The 18,107-nt window shown below is 41.3% G+C and carries 23 protein-coding genes; all 23 read right to left on the reverse strand.

Going from position 1 to position 18,107, the window contains the following annotated elements:
- Positions 1 to 142: 142 nt before the first annotated feature.
- Positions 143 to 742 carry a recombination mediator RecR gene (recR, locus tag F0Q01_RS08520; RefSeq protein ID WP_090488153.1) on the reverse strand — a complete coding sequence of 200 codons (600 nt, stop codon included), beginning with the start codon at positions 740 to 742 and terminating at the stop codon, positions 143 to 145.
- Between the two features lie 5 nt (positions 743 to 747).
- Positions 748 to 1,086 carry a YbaB/EbfC family nucleoid-associated protein gene (locus tag F0Q01_RS08525; RefSeq protein WP_090152981.1) on the reverse strand — a complete coding sequence of 113 codons (339 nt, stop codon included), beginning with the start codon at positions 1,084 to 1,086 and terminating at the stop codon, positions 748 to 750.
- Between the two features lie 44 nt (positions 1,087 to 1,130).
- Positions 1,131 to 2,729, reverse strand: coding sequence for a DNA polymerase III subunit gamma/tau (gene dnaX, locus F0Q01_RS08530; protein WP_090488155.1), 1,599 nt, complete (start codon positions 2,727 to 2,729; stop codon positions 1,131 to 1,133).
- A gap of 30 nt (positions 2,730 to 2,759) precedes the next feature.
- Complete coding sequence (locus F0Q01_RS08535) at positions 2,760 to 3,833, reverse strand: 6-phosphofructokinase (RefSeq protein WP_090152986.1); 1,074 nt, start codon at positions 3,831 to 3,833, stop codon at positions 2,760 to 2,762.
- A gap of 36 nt (positions 3,834 to 3,869) precedes the next feature.
- Entirely contained in the window at positions 3,870 to 5,306 is a 1,437-nt protein-coding gene (locus F0Q01_RS08540; RefSeq protein WP_090488157.1) for an aminoacyl-histidine dipeptidase, read from the reverse strand.
- 132 nt (positions 5,307 to 5,438) lie between these two features.
- Positions 5,439 to 5,942: a GreA/GreB family elongation factor gene (locus F0Q01_RS08545; protein ID WP_090152991.1), complete on the reverse strand. Its 504-nt coding sequence runs from the start codon at positions 5,940 to 5,942 to the stop codon at positions 5,439 to 5,441.
- Positions 5,943 to 6,092: 150 nt separating this feature from the next.
- Positions 6,093 to 7,031, reverse strand: a complete 939-nt coding sequence (locus tag F0Q01_RS08550) for a D-alanyl-D-alanine carboxypeptidase family protein (RefSeq protein ID WP_090488159.1) — start codon at positions 7,029 to 7,031, stop codon at positions 6,093 to 6,095.
- Positions 7,015 to 7,617: a DJ-1/PfpI family protein gene (locus F0Q01_RS08555; protein ID WP_090488161.1), complete on the reverse strand. Its 603-nt coding sequence runs from the start codon at positions 7,615 to 7,617 to the stop codon at positions 7,015 to 7,017. The genes F0Q01_RS08550 and F0Q01_RS08555 overlap by 17 nt, the downstream gene beginning before the upstream one ends.
- Before the next feature lie 231 nt (positions 7,618 to 7,848).
- Entirely contained in the window at positions 7,849 to 8,391 is a 543-nt protein-coding gene (locus tag F0Q01_RS08560) for a helix-turn-helix domain-containing protein (RefSeq protein ID WP_090488163.1), read from the reverse strand.
- 157 nt (positions 8,392 to 8,548) lie between these two features.
- On the reverse strand, positions 8,549 to 8,782 hold the full coding sequence (locus tag F0Q01_RS08565) for a hypothetical protein (RefSeq protein WP_090153026.1): 234 nt from the start codon (positions 8,780 to 8,782) through the stop codon (positions 8,549 to 8,551).
- Between the two features lie 21 nt (positions 8,783 to 8,803).
- Positions 8,804 to 9,208 carry an ATP synthase F1 subunit epsilon gene (gene atpC / locus F0Q01_RS08570; RefSeq protein ID WP_090153030.1) on the reverse strand — a complete coding sequence of 135 codons (405 nt, stop codon included), beginning with the start codon at positions 9,206 to 9,208 and terminating at the stop codon, positions 8,804 to 8,806.
- A 10-nt stretch (positions 9,209 to 9,218) separates the two neighbouring features.
- Positions 9,219 to 10,613, reverse strand: a complete 1,395-nt coding sequence (gene atpD / locus F0Q01_RS08575; protein WP_090153033.1) for a F0F1 ATP synthase subunit beta — start codon at positions 10,611 to 10,613, stop codon at positions 9,219 to 9,221.
- A gap of 22 nt (positions 10,614 to 10,635) precedes the next feature.
- On the reverse strand, positions 10,636 to 11,502 hold the full coding sequence (gene atpG, locus F0Q01_RS08580) for an ATP synthase F1 subunit gamma (protein ID WP_090153036.1): 867 nt from the start codon (positions 11,500 to 11,502) through the stop codon (positions 10,636 to 10,638).
- A gap of 15 nt (positions 11,503 to 11,517) precedes the next feature.
- Positions 11,518 to 13,023, reverse strand: a complete 1,506-nt coding sequence (gene atpA, locus F0Q01_RS08585) for a F0F1 ATP synthase subunit alpha (RefSeq protein ID WP_090153039.1) — start codon at positions 13,021 to 13,023, stop codon at positions 11,518 to 11,520.
- Positions 13,020 to 13,586, reverse strand: coding sequence for an ATP synthase F1 subunit delta (gene atpH / locus F0Q01_RS08590; RefSeq protein WP_090153043.1), 567 nt, complete (start codon positions 13,584 to 13,586; stop codon positions 13,020 to 13,022). The genes atpA and atpH overlap by 4 nt, the downstream gene beginning before the upstream one ends.
- Entirely contained in the window at positions 13,574 to 14,089 is a 516-nt protein-coding gene (gene atpF / locus F0Q01_RS08595) for a F0F1 ATP synthase subunit B (RefSeq protein ID WP_090153045.1), read from the reverse strand. The genes atpH and atpF overlap by 13 nt, the downstream gene beginning before the upstream one ends.
- A 166-nt stretch (positions 14,090 to 14,255) precedes the next feature.
- A complete protein-coding gene (gene atpE, locus F0Q01_RS08600) occupies positions 14,256 to 14,513 on the reverse strand; it encodes an ATP synthase F0 subunit C (protein ID WP_090488165.1) in 258 nt (85 codons plus the stop codon).
- A gap of 42 nt (positions 14,514 to 14,555) precedes the next feature.
- On the reverse strand, positions 14,556 to 15,284 hold the full coding sequence (gene atpB, locus F0Q01_RS08605) for a F0F1 ATP synthase subunit A (protein ID WP_176753715.1): 729 nt from the start codon (positions 15,282 to 15,284) through the stop codon (positions 14,556 to 14,558).
- Positions 15,281 to 15,718, reverse strand: a complete 438-nt coding sequence (locus F0Q01_RS08610) for a hypothetical protein (RefSeq protein WP_176753716.1) — start codon at positions 15,716 to 15,718, stop codon at positions 15,281 to 15,283. Before F0Q01_RS08610 ends, atpB begins: the two co-directional genes overlap by 4 nt.
- A 4-nt stretch (positions 15,719 to 15,722) precedes the next feature.
- The gene (locus tag F0Q01_RS08615) at positions 15,723 to 16,019 is read right to left on the reverse strand and encodes an AtpZ/AtpI family protein (RefSeq protein ID WP_090488168.1); all 297 of its coding nucleotides are present in this window, start codon (positions 16,017 to 16,019) and stop codon (positions 15,723 to 15,725) included.
- Between the two features lie 25 nt (positions 16,020 to 16,044).
- Positions 16,045 to 16,530, reverse strand: a complete 486-nt coding sequence (locus F0Q01_RS08620; RefSeq protein ID WP_090153050.1) for a deoxycytidylate deaminase — start codon at positions 16,528 to 16,530, stop codon at positions 16,045 to 16,047.
- A gap of 26 nt (positions 16,531 to 16,556) precedes the next feature.
- Positions 16,557 to 17,009, reverse strand: coding sequence for a phosphotyrosine protein phosphatase (locus tag F0Q01_RS08625; protein ID WP_090153054.1), 453 nt, complete (start codon positions 17,007 to 17,009; stop codon positions 16,557 to 16,559).
- Between the two features lie 26 nt (positions 17,010 to 17,035).
- Complete coding sequence (locus tag F0Q01_RS08630; protein WP_090488170.1) at positions 17,036 to 18,097, reverse strand: L-threonylcarbamoyladenylate synthase; 1,062 nt, start codon at positions 18,095 to 18,097, stop codon at positions 17,036 to 17,038.
- Positions 18,098 to 18,107 lie beyond the last annotated feature (10 nt).

Here is an 18,107-nt window from a genome sequence, read left to right on the forward strand (position 1 = left end):
CTCCTTCTTAAAAAGTATTTATTCCCACGGCAAAATCTCCAGTGATAAAACCAGAAATCACCTCAATAGTACCCCAAAGAAATTCCTTATCATGCAAAAAAGGAACCTTTATCTCATTCAAGTAAAAGTTCCCTAAGAAAGACTATAGTTCTGTTCTGCCATCAAGTGCTCTAAGCAGTGTAACCTCGTCTATATATTCTAGATTGCCTCCAACTGGAACACCGGATGCAATTCTGCTGACCTTGATTCCTGTTGGCTTTATGAGCTTGCTAATGTAAGCAGCTGTAGTCTCACCCTCAAGTGATGAATTAGTAGCTACGATAACTTCCTGCACATCGTTTTGCTGCAAGCGAACCATAAGCTCCTTGAGCTTGATATCACCAGGTCCTATACCTGCCATAGGAGAAATAGCTCCGTGAAGCACATGATAAACTCCGTCAAACTTGCCTGTTTTTTCGTAGGCTGCCAAATCTCTCGTATCCTCTACTACCATAATCACATTTTTATTGCGCTTTGGATTGGAGCAGATTGGACACAGTTCATCGTCAGTAAGAGTAAAGCACTCCTTACAGTAACGCACATTTTTGCGTGCCTGAACAATGGCATTGGCAAGGTCATTGACCTTTTCCTCATCCATACCTAATATATGGAAAGCCAGCCTCTGGGCTGACTTACTTCCAATGCTAGGCAGGTCACTTAGTTCTGCTATTAAATTACTAATTTCCCTGCTATAGTATTCCATCTAGATTAAAATCCTAAACCACCTGTAAATTTAGACATGCTAGCCTGGCTTACCTCATCAACCTTGCGAAGTGCCTCATTGGCTGCTGCCATAACAAGATCCTCAAGCATCTCAACATCATCTGGATCAACTGCTTCTGGATCAATTTTAATCTTTGTGATTTCTTTCTTACCAGAAACTGTAACCTCAACAACTCCGCCGCCAGCTGTACCTGTCATCTCAGCCTCTTCAAGCTGTGCCTGAGCCTCTTCCATCTGACGCTGCATACGCTGTGCCTGCTTCATAAGCTGACTCATATTACCTGGCATTCCACCACCTGGAAATCCGCCTCTACCTTTTCCCATTTTTGTTACCTCCGTAAATATAAAATCTAACAATCAAATAATTGCTATTCTTCTTGTTCTATTTCAATGCCTACATTTGCAAAGAAATCTCTGACGTCTGTCTTGGTGTTCTGGGAACTAATTCCACTTGAATTAATCTCAACCTTAACAACCACTTTCTTTTGAATCATAGATTCAATTGCCTGTTCTATCTCATCAATCACCTCAGGTCTGTTTACGAAATCTCCTGCGATTCGCTCTGAGCCCTGTGGCTGATCGAATATCAGAAGAAGCTCTCCGCTCTCATTAACAGTGACGGTGCTTACTTCCTTAAGATACATCTTGATATTAGGTGGCATCTTGCCAAGTACTGAACTCCAGCGAGCTGATACTTGCTTGACCTCCTCAGGAACAGCAGCTGGAAGTGGCTCCTTTTTCACTGGCGCTGCTGCTACACTGGGTGTAGCTCCTGTGTCTCCTACAGGGGATGCCATAACAACTGGCACACCTGATTCCACCTTCTTTTCTAAGTTGGCCATTCTATTAAGAAGTGCCGACATATCCTGCTCCATCTCAGGCTTGCAAAGCTTGATAAGAGCAATCTCTATTAAAACTCTCTTTTGGCTTGCGAATTTAATGTCGTTAGAAAGTACAGACAGGACTTGAATGTATCTCATTAACACTTCTGTGTCAACCATCTGGGCTTCCTCTTTAAGAAGTGCCAAATTCTCGGAAGACATCTCAAGGGCATCTTCCATATCATCTGAACTCTTAAGCAACATAAGATTTCGCAAATACCAAGTGAAGTCATTTACAAATTTATTTAGGTCTCGACCCTGATTGATGATATCCTCGAGAATGCTAATAGCACCTGTTATCTGACCATTTACGATGCTACGTGTCAGTCGAGAAAATACCTCGGTATCAATGGCCCCAAGGACCTTCAGTACATTATCGTAAGTAAGGGTCTGACCCATGTAAAATGCAATACACTGCTCCATAAGACTAAGGGCATCACGCATAGAACCGTCTCCGGCCTTAGCAATATAGCGGATTGCCTTGTCCTCTACCTCTATGCCCTCCTGATTCATCAAATCAGTAAGACGAGCAGCAATAGTATCAATTGAAATACGATGGAAATCATATCTCTGGCAGCGGCTTCGTATTGTAATCTGAAGCCTATCTACCTCAGTAGTTGCAAGAATAAAAACTACATAAGAAGGAGGCTCTTCCAAAGTCTTAAGCAGTGCATTCTCTGCTGCATCAGTAAGCATATGAGCCTCATCAATAATATATACTTTGTATTTACCTTCTGTTGGCTGGTACTGAACCTCTTCACGAATAGTACGAATGTCGTCTACACCGTTGTTAGAAGCAGCATCCATCTCAATAACATTCATGGATGTACCATCAGTGATAGCCTTGCACATAGCGCATTCCATACAAGGAGAACCGTCCTCGTTTGGATTCTCGCAATTGATGGCGCGAGCTAGGATTTTGGCTACTGTGGTCTTACCAGTACCTCGTGTACCTGTAAATAGGTATGCATGTCCTATACGGTCATTTTTTATTTGGTTTTGAAGTGTTTTAACAATGTGGTCCTGACCCTTAACATCGTCAAATGTCTGTGGTCTGAACTTTCGATATAATGCCATATAGGACATAACAATTACCTACCCTAAATTATTCTAAAATTAGTCACCGAAGCTAATGCCGATTCTCTTAGCTTCCTGAATCATCTGGCAATCTGGCTCAACCATCTTGAGCTTGCCAGCTACCTTTTCAAGAGGAACTCTCTTAGTCTTGCCATCAACCATAGCAATCATGTTGCCGTAATCACCATCCATGATAGCCTGAGCTGCTGCAGAACCAAGTCGAGTACAAAGAACTCTATCATATGGATCTGGGCTACCGCCTCGCTGCATGTGACCAGGAACTGTAACTCTAGCCTCAATACCTGTCTCCTTCTGAATTCTATCTGCAATTTCATAAGAAACTGATGGGAATTTTGAGGTCTCAAGCTTTTTCTTATATTCCTTCTTAGAGAGCTTGGCGTCTTCCTTGGAAATAGCTCCCTCGGCAACTGCCAAAATGGTAAATCCCTTGCCCTCTTCTGCTCGACGATTGATAGCCTTAATTACCTTTTTAATATCATAAGGAATCTCTGGAAGGAGGATAATGTCTGCACCTGATGCAACGCCTGCATAAAGTGTAAGCCAGCCTACCTTGTGTCCCATAACCTCTACAATAAATACGCGGCTATGAGAAGACGCTGTTGTATGAATACAATCGATAGTGTTACAAGCGATATCAATGGCACTCTGGAAACCGAATGTAAAATCTGTACCGTAGATGTCATTGTCGATTGTCTTTGGCAGATGAATGATGTTAAGGCCCTCTTCTCTAAGGAGATTGGCGGTCTTTTGTGTACCATTACCTCCAAGGATAACAAGACACTGAAGATTCAACTTGTAGTAGTTGGACTTCATAGCCTCTACCTTATCAAGACCGTTTTCATCTGGCTCTCTCATAAGCTTAAATGGCTGACGGCTAGAACCAAGAATTGTACCACCTCTTGTGAGGATTCCTGAAAAATCCTGATTAGTAAGGAGTCTGTAATCCCCGTAAATAAGACCCTTGTAGCCGTTGAAGAATCCGTAAACTTCCAAATCCTTAACATTTGCAGCCAAACCCTTAACTACTCCACGCATAGCTGCGTTAAGAGCCTGACAATCACCACCACTAGTAAGCATTCCGATTCTAAACATAGTCTCTTCTCCTTCCTCCTAGTAACCCCTAATTAATTATTTACTTTCCTCTATAACTCGTCTTACATAATTGTATATTCTCTCTGTAGAAGCGATAGAAAGGCGCTCCTTTGGAGTATGAATATCGTACATCTCTGGTCCAATTGAAACTGCATCAAGTCCTGGAAGCTTTGATGCTAAAAGACCACACTCAACACCTGCATGAATAGTCTCAACTACTGCATCCTGACCTGTAACTTCCTTGTAAATCTTAACTGCTTCATCTCTAAAAGCTGAGACTCTCAAGTACTCCCATGCTGGATACTGACCATGAGCTGAAACATCACAACCGTATGCCTTAGCAACCATTGACACCTTTCTCATAAGAGCCTTCTTAGCACTGTCTACTGAGCTTCTAAGAGCGCTTGCAAATAAAAGATGATCCTCATTAAGCTTTAAAATACCGAGATTAAGAGAAGTCTCAACAAGACCCTCAATATCATGGCTCATTGCCTGAATTCCATCTGGCATAGATAATAAAAGCTCAACAATACGCTTAGAGTCTGCGGCACTTACGCCATCAACTGTCACATCACCCTCATTCTTAAACTCGATTTTCATATCAGGATCTGTGATAGCAAATTCATTTTTAATTGCAGCTGCCTCTGCTTCCATTGCCTTAACAGCCTCATCAGAAGCAATTACCTTAAATGATGTAGCACGAGGGATAGCATTATCCTTTGTACCACCAACAAAATCTACAAGATTAATATCAGAAACCTCAACTGCTGCAGCTAAAAGTCTATTAGCCATAAATGAAGCGTTGGCTCTGCCCTTATTAATCTCTGCACCTGAGTGACCACCAGTGCAGTCCTTAACATCTACTGAAACTAATGACCCCTTAACTGACTCTTTTACAAATGGATACTTAATCTCCATTCTGCATCCACCTGCACAACCAGCTAAGAATTGTCCTTCCATTTCATTGTCGAGATTAAGAAGCTTGCGACCTTTGAGCATTGAAACATCAATAGCGGCCGCTCCTTCCATTCCAACCTCTTCTGAAACGGTAATAACTGCCTCTAGGCGTGGGTGTTTAAGCTGATCATCCTCAAGAATTGCAAGAATCATAGCTACTGCAATTCCATCATCGCCCCCAAGTGTTGTGCCCTTAGCTGTAACGAACCCATCAACAATCTCTAAGTCAAGCCCCTCTGTGAGCATGTCCTTCTTGCAATCAGGCTCCTGCTCAGCAACCATATCCATGTGGCCCTGAAGAATAAGTGGAGCTGCACTTTCCATTCCCTCAGATGCCTCTTTAATCATAATTACATTGTATAAATCATCCTGGTAATACTCCAAGTTGTGAGCCTTAGCGAAATCTACTAGATATGCGCTAATTTTCTCCTCGTGGTAACTAGGATGTGGGATACTACAAATCTCCTCAAAATAATGAAATACTCTCTCTGGCTTACAATTGCTTAATACTGCCATTTTTAAATAAATCTCCTAACTATTAATTATTTATCGCACCCCTCTAAGATGCTTACTCAGTTTTACCCATAAAAACCTATCTTTACTATAACATTTTAAAGACCTAAATTCTATCGAACTTAGGTCTTTAATTTAATACCTTTTAATTTGGTCATCCTCGTCTGTAGATGAATTATCTATGTTCCTAATCTCTACTTCGTAGGAATAATCATCATTAACTTTTACCATTACCTTGTCGCCTACGTGCTTGCCTCTAATTGCTGCACCTAGAGGCGACTCTATTGAAATAAGTCCCTTCAGAGAATTGCCTCTGATAGATGTGACAAGCTTATAAGTCTCCTCCACATCATCCTCTGGAATGTAAATGGTAACTGTGTTGTTAATTCCCACCTCATCCTCGGCACTTGAATCATCTACAACCTCTGCAAATTTAAGCATCTTCTCCAAATATCTGATACGGCTGTCATTCATATTTTTAGCACGCTTTGCCTCATGATACTCAAAGTTCTCAGATAAATCGCCCTGCGCTCTTGTCTCCTTAACCTCTTCTAGAAGCTTTGGTCTGATAACCAGCTTTCTCTCATCTATCTCTGCCTGTATTTTTTCTATATCACCTTTGGTTAATCTCTCGCCCATAACTACCTCCAAAATTATTTTCAGTATTTATATAGTTTAGCACATAAAATCCATAGTAAAAAGCACCCCGCAATTAGGGTGCTTTCATGTTGAAGGGGTTTATGATAATTGTCTGTTGATAATCACTCCTACTTTCATCTCTCACTATATTTACCAATAATTATTAAATCCGTGCTCTATCAATCTATTGCTCTCATAGTATCTCATGGAAATAACATTGCCATCTATCATAGTTCTGTTTCTTGCACCTAGCACTACAGAAATAACTTTCTTACCATCTCTTTCGGCAACACTGACAAGGCACTGACCTGCTCTATTTGCTGTTCCTGTCTTGCCACCTATTACTGCTGGATTGTAGTAAATATTTCCTGGTATCATCAAGGCGTCTGTGTTAACTAGTATTCTTGGTGCAACACATAAATTGGTTGCTGGAATCACAGCAGATTGTAATCCGAAATACTTGTTAAAAAGCGGATGCTTGATAGCCTCTGCAGTAATTAAATACAAGCTTGTCGCATTGGTGTACATCTTATTATCTGGATAACCAGAAGGATTCGTAAAATTGGTATTTACACATCCAAGCTGAGCTGCTCTAGCATTCATCATGGCTGCGAAATTTGGTACCGAACCACCTAATAATTCAGCAAGCACATTACATGCCTGACAATCGGAGCTTACCATCATAGCAGATAAAAGCTGATCTACATTGAGCGCCTCTCCTGCCATAAGTCTTGGCTCCACATGACTAGCATCTGATGGAAGGCTCGCTAATGCTGTACTGCTCACAAGTACTGGAGAATCTAATGCAATATCTCCTCTTTCGATAGCTTCCACTGTCAAAAGCGCCGTCATGATTTTTACAGTACTAGCAGGTTCCAATACGGCATCTGCATTCTGTGAATATATGATTCTTCCAGTTGCATTATTTGCAACAAGACATCCTGCTGCATCAAATGCTATAGCTGGTTGCTGTGCTACATATTCCTCAGCATCTACAACGACATAATTGGTCCAGGCTGCTGAAAGCATTGCTCCAATTAAAGCCAATGTATATAATTTTTTCTTAATGTTTTTAAATATTAATTTCATCAAAACCCATTCCTTCTTTTACTACGTTTACTTTCTCTTCTCCAATGAGCTTTTTCATCATCTCAAAAGCAACTGCCGGTGCAGTCTGCGGACAATATGAGGTGATTATATTATCATCTATTACAACTGGCTCATCAGGTATTACATTTACACCAAAGCCTGCTAATTCCTTTTGTCTATAGGCATCTGCAAGATGATAAGTAGTAGCTTTTCTTCCGGCTAACACACCACTTTTTCCTATTGGAAGGGCCGCCACACAAATACTTGCTATTCCCTTTTTGCTATTATCGAATTTACGAATTAACTCTAGAAATCTCTCGTCGTATGCCTCGCCAAAGAAACCATAGAGATGGTCTCCTCCAGGAATTGCAAGTGCATCATAGTCATCCACATTTACCTCTGCGATTAATTTATCTACCTTGATTTCTGTTCCCCAAAATGCACTTTTTACATCTTTAGTAAATCCGCATGTATCGATTTCTACATCAAAGCCGTATTCGCTTTTTGCCCAACCGGCCACGTCGTAGAATGGAGCAAACTCCATCATCTCAAATCCAGTACAACAAAATATTAGTATTCGTTTCATAAGTGCATATTCTCCTCGCGTAGATGATTACTTCTTTTTTGTTATGTGTAAACCTCCAAATACAGCCACACCTATACAAATCCATATTACAATGTCTGTGTGCCCTTGTCCTGCTGCTAAAATAGTTAACATAACATCCCCCTTTACCTCAAACTACCTTTTATAACTGTACCATATTAATTCATCTATTTATACAGCTTGTAACTATTATCAGTGGAATTTAACTATTACTCACTCCATCTCAACCTTCAAAAACTTCCTCTTGCACTTCACACTATACCTCAAAATATATGATGCCTCGCCTTTATCCATTGCTTGATTGATTTCTTCAATCTCCTTTGTGATATTCTCAATGTCTCTGTACCAACCTAAGAATCTATTTAGAGGGCCAAATATTGAATTTCCTTTTTCTGATGCAAAAAGAGCATACTTTGGGCTATTCTTTGAGCCCTTGAATTCCTGGGAGCGCATAACGAGGGTTGTGTCTATTATTACTCCTTCATTTGGTGATGTGATTCTAATAGTTCTATTTGAGGACTGTACTCTTTCTTTATCAGGGGCTGTTTCATCAAACTCTTTCTTATCAAGTAACAAATAGTCTAGTGAGACATTAAGCTTTTCACCCAGAATAATTAGCTTTTCTACTTCTGGATAACCATCGCCTAATTCCCATCTAGAGACAGCTTGCCTACTTACCCCCAGCATCTCTGCCAATTCTTCCTGAGACATTTGATTTCTTTTTCTTGTTTCTTTTAGATTTTCCGCAAAACTCATGTTATTATCCTCCTTTCAATCTTTTATATTTAGAAGTTTATCTTTCTTGCATTTATTTTCTACCAATTTACATTTGCATTTACGCAACTTCAGCTTGCATTTATTATAATAATAAAAAAATGGCACCGCAAATACGGTGCCACATAAAATGTACATTTTATTCTTCGGGATTCTTAGACTTACCTAGACCATGTCGTTGCTGGTAGACCATAGCCAACATGTCCTGTTGATACTTATCGTCATCGCTCAACACTTTAAGCTTGTCCTTTACTTCAGTTTTTCGTGCACGACAAACTTCCAGCTCTTTTAGCAACTGAGCCTCTTCATCCTCATAGGTTTTCAATTGTCTTTTAAGATCTTCTATGTCTCGCCTTGTATCAGCATCTAACATGGTGCGTTCCTCCCATTTGCATTATTTAGCAAGAATATCCTGTCTAATTAATGCTTTCTTTAAAGCTATCTCAGCTCTTAGCAAATCTATATTTTCGGCCTTGCTTGCTAATCGCTCTCTAGCTCTCTCTTCCGCGCTGCGGGCACGGCTTAAATCAATTTCATCAGGCCACTCGGCAATCTCTGCCAATATTGTCACCTTGTCAGGCAAAACCTCTGCAAGTCCTGCATGAACAGCGGCTCTCTTTTCTGATTCTGCCTCATGGATTGTGCAAATGCCCGGCGCAATAACAGTAGTCAAAGGGATGTGCTTTGGAAGCACACCAATCTGTCCTTCGACTGTATTAAATTCAACCATAGTAGCCTCACCTTCATAAAAGGTACGCTCTGGCGTAATGATTGATACTTTAAAGGTGTTATCTGCCATTTGCCACCTCCTACTTTGCGTTCATCTTGGCACGAACCTCGTCGATTGTACCAGCATTGAGGAAGTAACTCTCTGGAATATCATCATGCTTACCTTCGAGGATTTCCTTGAAGCCACGTACTGTCTCAGCGATTGGCACATACTTTCCTTCGAGACCAGTAAACTGACCAGCTACGAAGAATGGCTGTGACAAGAATCTCTGAATCTTACGTGCACGGTTAACTACAAGCTTGTCCTCTTCTGAAAGCTCATCCATACCGAGGATAGCGATAATATCCTGTAATTCCTTATATTTCTGAAGAATCTCCTGAACACCACGTGCAACTGTAAAGTGCTCCTGACCAACGATACGTGGGTCAAGGATACGCGATGTAGAACCAAGTGGGTCTACCGCTGGATAAATACCAAGCTCGGCGATAGAACGCTCAAGAACTGTAGTAGCATCCAAGTGCGCGAATGTTGTCGCTGGAGCTGGGTCTGTTAAGTCATCGGCAGGCACGTATACAGCCTGAACTGATGTAATAGATCCATTCTTTGTAGATGTGATACGCTCCTGAAGAGCACCCATCTCTGTCTGAAGTGTTGGCTGATAACCAACGGCTGAAGGCATACGACCAAGGAGGGCTGAAACCTCTGAACCAGCCTGAGTAAAACGGAAGATATTGTCGATGAAAAGAAGCACGTCCTTTCCACCTTTATCTCTGAAGTACTCAGCCATAGTAAGTCCAGTAAGACCAACTCTCATTCTAGCTCCTGGTGGCTCGTTCATCTGACCGAAAACCATGCAGGTCTTGTCGATAACGCCTGACTCCTTCATTTCATAGTAAAGGTCATTACCCTCACGAGTACGCTCACCTACACCTGTGAATACTGAGTATCCACCGTGCTCTGTTGCGATGTTGTGGATAAGCTCCTGGATAAGTACGGTCTTACCTACACCGGCACCACCGAACAATCCAATCTTACCACCTTTCTGATAAGGGCAAAGAAGGTCAACGACCTTAATACCTGTTTCAAGCATTTCTGTTGATGTTGCCTGTTCCTCAAATGCTGGAGCTTTTCTATGGATAGGCATCTTCTCAACACCCTCAGGTGCTGGCTGCTCATCAATAGCATCTCCAAGTACGTTGAAGATTCGACCAAGTGTTGCCTCACCAACAGGAACCGAAATTGGTGCTCCTGTAGCAAGTACATCCATTCCACGTACTAAACCATCTGTAGGACCCATGGCAATACAACGAACTGTATCGTCACCCAAATGCTGTGCTACCTCGACAACCAGTCTCTCTCCATTATCTCTTGTAATTTCAAGAGCGTCGTTGATTTCTGGAAGCTCGCTATTTGCGAAGCTTACGTCAAGTACGGCACCGATAATCTGAGTGATTTTACCAATATTATTTGCCATTTTTTCACTCCTATCTGCTTTTTTAAGAAAGTGCCTCGGCACCAGCGATAATCTCGGTCAACTCCTGAGTAATTGATCCCTGGCGGGCACGATTGTATTTTAATGATAGATCACTAATGATTTCCTCAGCATTATTTGTCGCTGAATCCATTGCCTGCATACGAGCACCATTTTCAGATGCAACCGCCTCAACTAAGGCACCATATACAAGTGAAGTCACATACTTTGGAACAATGAGGTCGAGAGCCTCTTCTTCATTTGGTTCAAAGTTCATAAGAGCCTCTGCACCTGAAGATTTAGCTGCTGCAACATCTTCCTCTGCAACCTCTGCTGGAAGTAGCTTCATAAGCTTTGGAATCTGGCTAACTGTATTTTTGAAGTGTGTATATACAAGGTAAATCTGTCCGATTTCCCCGCTTGCATATGCTCCTAGGACATCCTTGCAGATTTCCATTGCATCTGCATAAGTAGGGGCCTCCATCACTGGAGAATAGTCCTTAACAATCTCATAACCCTTATGAGTAAGACTTTCGCCTCCCTTATGTCCTATTACATAAAGCTTTACATCCTCAGGCTTCATATCAGAACCAGTAATCATCTTTACAATATTTGAATTGTAACCACCTGCAAGACCACGGTTTGATGTGATGACAATAACGCCAATCTTCTCAGAACCATTGTCCTTAAGGTACTTGTTATTTACTGCTCCTGCCTTGGCAAGCATGCTACAGATTGTATTGTACATAGCGTTAAAATACGGTGTAGTCTGCTCTGCCTTAGAACGAGCCTTCTGGAGCTTTACTGTAGATACAAGCTTCATGGCCTTAGTGATCTGCTGAGTGCTGGAAACACTCTGTTTTCTTCTCTTTATGTCTCTCATTGAGGCCATAACAGATCACCCTCCTTACTTGTAGCTCTTTTTACACTCCTCGATAGCCTTTATAAGCTTCTGCTCCATATCATCCTCAAGAACCTTTGTAGTCTTAATAGACTCAGGAATCTCTGGATACTTGGTATCAACCAAATCAAACAATGCCTTTTCAAAAGCCTGAATGTCTGCTGTTGGAATATCAAGCAAATATTTCTTAGTAGCAGCATAGATAATCATGATCTGATACTCTACTGGCATTGGAGCATACTGTGGCTGCTTTAACATCTCCTTGATTCTCTCACCTTGAGCAAGCTTCTCAGCTGTATCTGCATCAAGCTCTGAACCAAACTGTGCGAAAGCTGCAAGCTCACGATACTGAGCAAGCTCAACACGGATAGGAGCTGCGATTTTCTTCATAGCCTTAATCTGAGCAGAACCACCTACACGGGATACTGAAAGACCTGCGTTAACGGCTGGTCTGAAACCTGCATTAAATGCTTCTGTCTCAAGATAAATCTGACCATCAGTAATTGAGATAACATTGGTAGGGATATATGCTGATACATCGCCTGCCTGAGTCTCAATGATAGGAAGTGCGGTAAGTGAACCGCCGCCTAACTTATCTGAAAGTCTAGCTGCACGCTCAAGAAGTCTTGAGTGTAAGTAGAATACATCGCCTGGGTAAGCCTCACGTCCTGGTGGACGACGAAGAAGTAATGACAGTGTACGGTATGCAGTAGCATGCTTACTCAAATCATCATAGATGATGAGAACGTCCTGTCCATTCTCCATCCACTCCTCACCGATAGCACATCCTGAATAAGGAGCGATATACTGAAGTGGTGCAAGCTCTGATGCTGTAGCGGCAACAACTGTTGTCCAAGCCATAGCACCATATTCCTCTAATGTTTTAACAAGGGCTGCAACTGTAGAAGCCTTCTGGCCAATTGCAACGTAAATACATTTTACGCCCTGTCCCTTTTGATTAATGATTGTATCAATAGCGATAGCAGTCTTACCTGTCTGTCTATCTCCGATAATAAGCTCACGCTGTCCACGTCCAATAGGAATCATGGAATCGATAGCTTTAATACCTGTCTGCAATGGAGTATCTACGGATTTACGTGAGATAACACCTGAAGCAACACGCTCGATAGGACGGAACTTAGTAGTTTCAATAGGTCCCTTTCCATCGATAGGCTGTCCAAGCGCATTAACTACACGTCCAAGCATAGCGTCACCAACTGGAACCTCAACAACACGACCAGTAGTCTTTACTGTATCGCCTTCGTTGATATTCTTATCGTTTCCTAAAAGAACACAACCTACATTGTCTTCCTCAAGGTTTAAGACCATGCCGTAAACTTCACCAGGGAACTCAAGGAGCTCACCCTGCATAGCGTTCTGTAATCCGTGAATACGTGCAATTCCATCGGCAACCTGAATAACAGTTCCTACGTCTGCCACGTCAAGCTGCGCTGCATAGCGTTTCATCTGCTCTTTGATAACCGAGCTAATTTCTTCTGGTTTTAAATTCATGGAGCGCATTCACCTACTTTCAATTGAATATTTGATAACTCGTGTGACAATTTATTAATCTGAGTTTTGATAGAACTATCAACAACTCTATCTTTAATGCGAATTACCATACCCCCGATTAACTCAGGGTCTACGATATAGTTCATAATAAATGAGCTATATTCTGTAGTTTGAAGCAAACGCTTCTCGACATCTGCTTTCTGAGCATCTGTAAGTTCAAGTGGAGTTGAAACAGTTGCGCGACCGATTTTTTTGTAATCGTAAACTTTTTCAATGTAATAGTTTAAAACGCCTTCTATTTCTTTGATGTGGTCCTTTTCCTCAAGCATTCTAAGGAGTCCCACAATCTCATCACTTACTCTGCCTTTGAAAATCTCGTCGATAATCTGAAGCTTCTCTTCTTTATTGATCTTTGGATGATTCATCATCTGAGAAAAGCCGTCATCTTTTTTAACAACTTCGATTACACCTTCTGCTTCTTTTAAGAAGTCATCGACTCTTCCTGATTCCACAGCTAACTCAAACAACGCATCACCGTATACGTTTGAGACTAATTTAGCCATGTTTTTTCACCCATTTCCTTAAGTGTTTGCTCTACTAAGGTATTCTGAATTGTTGTATCGATGTTGGCAGCTACAACCTTCTGTGCCATTACAGCAGCTACAGAAATCATCTCCTGCTTAACCTCGTCTGCAACCTTCTTCTTCTCAAGCTCTGCCTCTTCGTTAGCACGTGCTACGATGGCAGCTGCTTCTTCCTTAGCATCGCTTACAATCTTGGTTTCATTCTTCAAGGCTTTTTGTCTTGCTTCGCTTAGGATAGCATCTCTTTCTTTTGAGATATCCTTAAGCTTTGCTTCGTACTCCGCCTTTAGCTTTTCTGCCTCTTCCTTATCGTTCTTTGCATCTGCAATATCCTTTGCAATGCCTTCTTTTCTGTCCTTAAGCAGCTTTCTAGCTGGGTTGAACAGCATGTTGGACATTATAAGGAATAGGAAGAATACTGCAATGGCTAAAAGTACTGCATCATTAAGCAATTGTGCATCTAAGTCAAATAGTCTTTCCAACTTTTAGCCCTCCTTTTTTATTTTTCTTCCTAGGTTTTATTAGCCATGGTTAAAATGAAGTATATGAAAACTTCATTTTAATCTGGCTTTCAGCCAGACTACTTTTTTGTAAACCTGTTTCCAAAAAAGCATCCTTATACGGATAATAAAAATCTTGATGATTTTTTTATCCTACTAATGGCTGTACAAAGAGTAACAGAAGGGCGATAACTAAGCCATAAAGACCTGTTGTCTCGGCAACGGCCTGACCAAGTAACATAGTAGACATGATCTGTCCCTGTGCTCCTGGATTACGTCCAACGGCTGCTGCACCGTGACCTGCTGCAATACCCTGGCCGATACCAGGACCAATACCAGCGATAACTGCGAGACCAGCACCAATTGCTGAGCAAGCTTTAATTAAGTCTGTACCTGTAATGTTCATAAATGTTTTCCTCCTAAAAAGTATTATTCTTTTTCAGTCCTCTTAAGAATCACCATAAGACTGAGTAATGTACGTCATTGTTAACATACAGAAAACGTAGGTCTGAATTGCACCTGAGAAAATATCAAAGTATACATGCAATGCTGCAGGCCATACTAAGGCGAACTTTCCTAGCAATCCATATACAAGACCCATAATGATTGTTCCTGAAAGAACGTTTGCAAATAAACGTAGTGACATTGAAATAGGCACCGCAATATCAGAAATGACATTGATAGGAAGCCAAATTGGCAACCATGGTGGCAATGGTGAACATTTATCCACCCAAATGTCCTTTGCACTCTGATGCCTTACCTTTACTACATGAATGCAAACAAAGGTAATTAATGCAAGAGCCAGTGTTGTACCGTAATCGGCTGTTGGTGGTCTTAGGCCAACCAAACCAGATAAGTTGGATACCAAAATGAAACAGAATATGGTACATATCCAGTTTGCAAACACTGGTGCGTGCTTACCCATACTTCCTTCCACTATGCTATCTAGGAGTCCTACAATAAGCTCCAGAATATTTTGGAAGGTATCAGGAACTTCAGTGGCATGCTTCAGCTTGCGATTGGCAATTATGGAAAAGATTACCAATGAAAGCCACACGATTAAGATGCAAACATGTGAGGTTGTGATCCAAACCTCCTGTCCAAATATTTCATACTTGAACAGACCTTTTATCATGTCCACAGTATCGCTTGAGGCCAGTAAAATTCCTTCTGTCACACTTTCACCTCCTTTTCACTATTTATTTCTAAATCTTCATTGCTTTCCATATCTTCATGTTTCTTTTTGAAAGCTTTTATTAGCAAAGGCTGTGCGTAGGCACTAACCTTGAGCCCAAGTACACCGATGATCGCTGTAAACATGTTTCCAAGTTTAAAAAACGTCATCCCTATCATAATTGCACACAAGACAAAATATCTCGCCACCGATTTAAATGAAAGATACTTGTCATGTCCAGGACCTATTCTCACTGATTCCTCAATAATCATCGCTATGTGAATGGCCATGCCAATAGCACATCCGATTCCAATTAAAAGTCCTGTAGTATATCTAAGTTTGTCATTTACAAACCAGACACCGATAATCTCAACCAGCAATCCGTACAGAAGGATTCCTAAAACCAAGCCCGGCAAGGCTTGATTCAATCTCTTCATCCAATTAATCATCCTTTACCTCTTGACTTTGTTTTGCTTCTTCTTCCAGACGTCTCGCACGCTGCCCCGGAGACTCCGGATTCTTGAGATAACCCCTAACCATTCTGTAGGCGCCATTAAATGCCGCAACTATGCCTATCAGAATGCCTGCTATCGTATATCCCTTGGAGCCAAAGTTTTTAGTTAAAACTGCTCCAACTATGGTGCACAGCAATATTGGCGTTATAATGTTTAGGCCAAATTGCAACACAAGCACCAGGGAATTTGTTACTTCCCGATTTTGTTTTCTCTTGTCCTTCAATGTTGTCTCCTATAAAATCCGACAATTATAGTGTTATTTTAATTTCTCGATTTGTGTGCTGATACTGATAAAACTCCACACCTGCTGCTCTAAGCATTCTCTTAGATGCGATAACTGATGGTGTGTTTTCATATTTGTCGCTATCGTAAATTATTGTCTTGATACCAGACTGAATAATTGCTTTAGCACACTCATTACATGGAAAAAGAGATACATACAACTTTGAGCCTTCAAGCGAACCACCCCTATAGTTCAATATTGCATTAAGCTCGCTGTGTGTTGTGTAGAAATACTTATTCTCCAGAGGGTCTCCTACTCTTGCCCAAGGAAACTCGTCGTCTGAACATCCATTTGGAAAACCATTGTAACCCATGGATAGAATCTTATTATCCTGGCTAACAATACAAGCTCCAACCTGTGTATTTGGGTCTTTAGATCTCATACCCGATAATACTGCAACGCCCATAAAGTACTCATCCCAGCTAATATAATCTAGTCTCTTATCACTCATGGTATTCTCCTCCAATACAATATAAATTATGCCTCTAATACCCTCATTAACTTCTCAATTGATGCCTTTAAGACCTCATAGCACAGTCCGTATGTCTGTACTGAGCCACCATATGGATCCATCACCTCAAGCTCGTCCCCAACAAGCTCATTTAAGAGGCGTGTATTTTCCTCTGTGGCATTAGTGTATTCACTTAATATCTTTTGCCTCTGGCTTTCTTCCATGGTAATCACAAGTGTATTCTCGGAGAAATCCGAGTCCATCAGCTGCTTGGAAGAATAATCCGAAAGCTTACATCCATTACTTATTAAAACTGCCTCTACCTTTTGATTTAAAGGTTCTGGGAACTGGACAATCAAGCCTCTGGCCTCACAAATTATGGGCCTATCGTGGGCTATAGCATGAAATATAGCTGTAGCCATAGGTGCTCTGGATGTGCCACTTCCCGAAGCAAAAATAACTCTATTAATATTTTTCATATTCATATTCTCCTGGACAAATCTCCCTAGACCTCGATGGTCTTTTGCCCTGCTGCCTTAAGCAACCTGTTCATAATAGCCTGACCCATCTTTGGAGTGGCAAAACTCTCTGAATAGATTAGGTCAACACTAAGCTCATCAAATCGTCTGAGAATATCGTATAGGTTGTGAGCTATACTACTCTCATCTGAACGATTTCCAATAACAAGCACCTCTCCCTCAGGGTATCTATCCGCAGTCTCAGATGTAGCAATAATGCCCACCTTTTTACCCTCTTTAAGTGCTTCTCTTGTCAATTGATTAATCTTGCCAACTACTGTATCTTCCTCACCTGAGATGATTGTCAAATCACCCTTTGGTGCGTAGTGCTTGTATCTCATACCCGGTGCCTTAGGCTTTGCTCCACTGGTAGTTCCCTTGTCATTGTAAACAATACCAGGGTCCATCCTAACCTCACCAACTACTTTCCTAAGCATATCCATATTGATGAAGCCCGGTCTAAGAATGGTAACTACATCCTCGGTCAAGTCAACGATTGTAGACTCAAGACCTATGTCAACTGCTCCACCATCCAAAATAGCCTCTATCTTGCCAGACAAATCCTCATATACATGGCTGGCCTTGGTAGGACTAGGTCGTCCTGATGTATTAGCACTAGGAGCAGCTATCATACATCCGCTCTCCTCAATAAGTGCTAAGGCCACTGGATTGTTAGGCATCCTCACTGCTACTGTATCAAGTCCACCAGTAGTCTCATATGGGATAACCTGATTTTTATTGCATACCATGGTAAGTGGTCCTGGCCAAAATGCATCAGCAAGTAATTTTGCTGTCTTAGGTAAATTCTCTGTAATATCTTCTAACTGAGAAAACTTTGCTATATGTACAATTAAAGGGTTATCCGATGGACGACCCTTTGCTGCGTATATCTTACGCGAGGCCTCTTTATCGGTGGCATCTCCTCCCAAACCATAAACCGTCTCGGTTGGGAAAGCTACTAGCCCACCGCTTTTTAATATCTCAGAAGCCTCTCTGATATACTCCATATTTATTGGCTCCTCAGAAACATCCATAATCTTAGTAATCATACTCAAAATT

It is taken from the genome of Pseudobutyrivibrio xylanivorans (assembly GCF_010906925.1).
Lineage (GTDB): Bacteria > Bacillota > Clostridia > Lachnospirales > Lachnospiraceae > Pseudobutyrivibrio.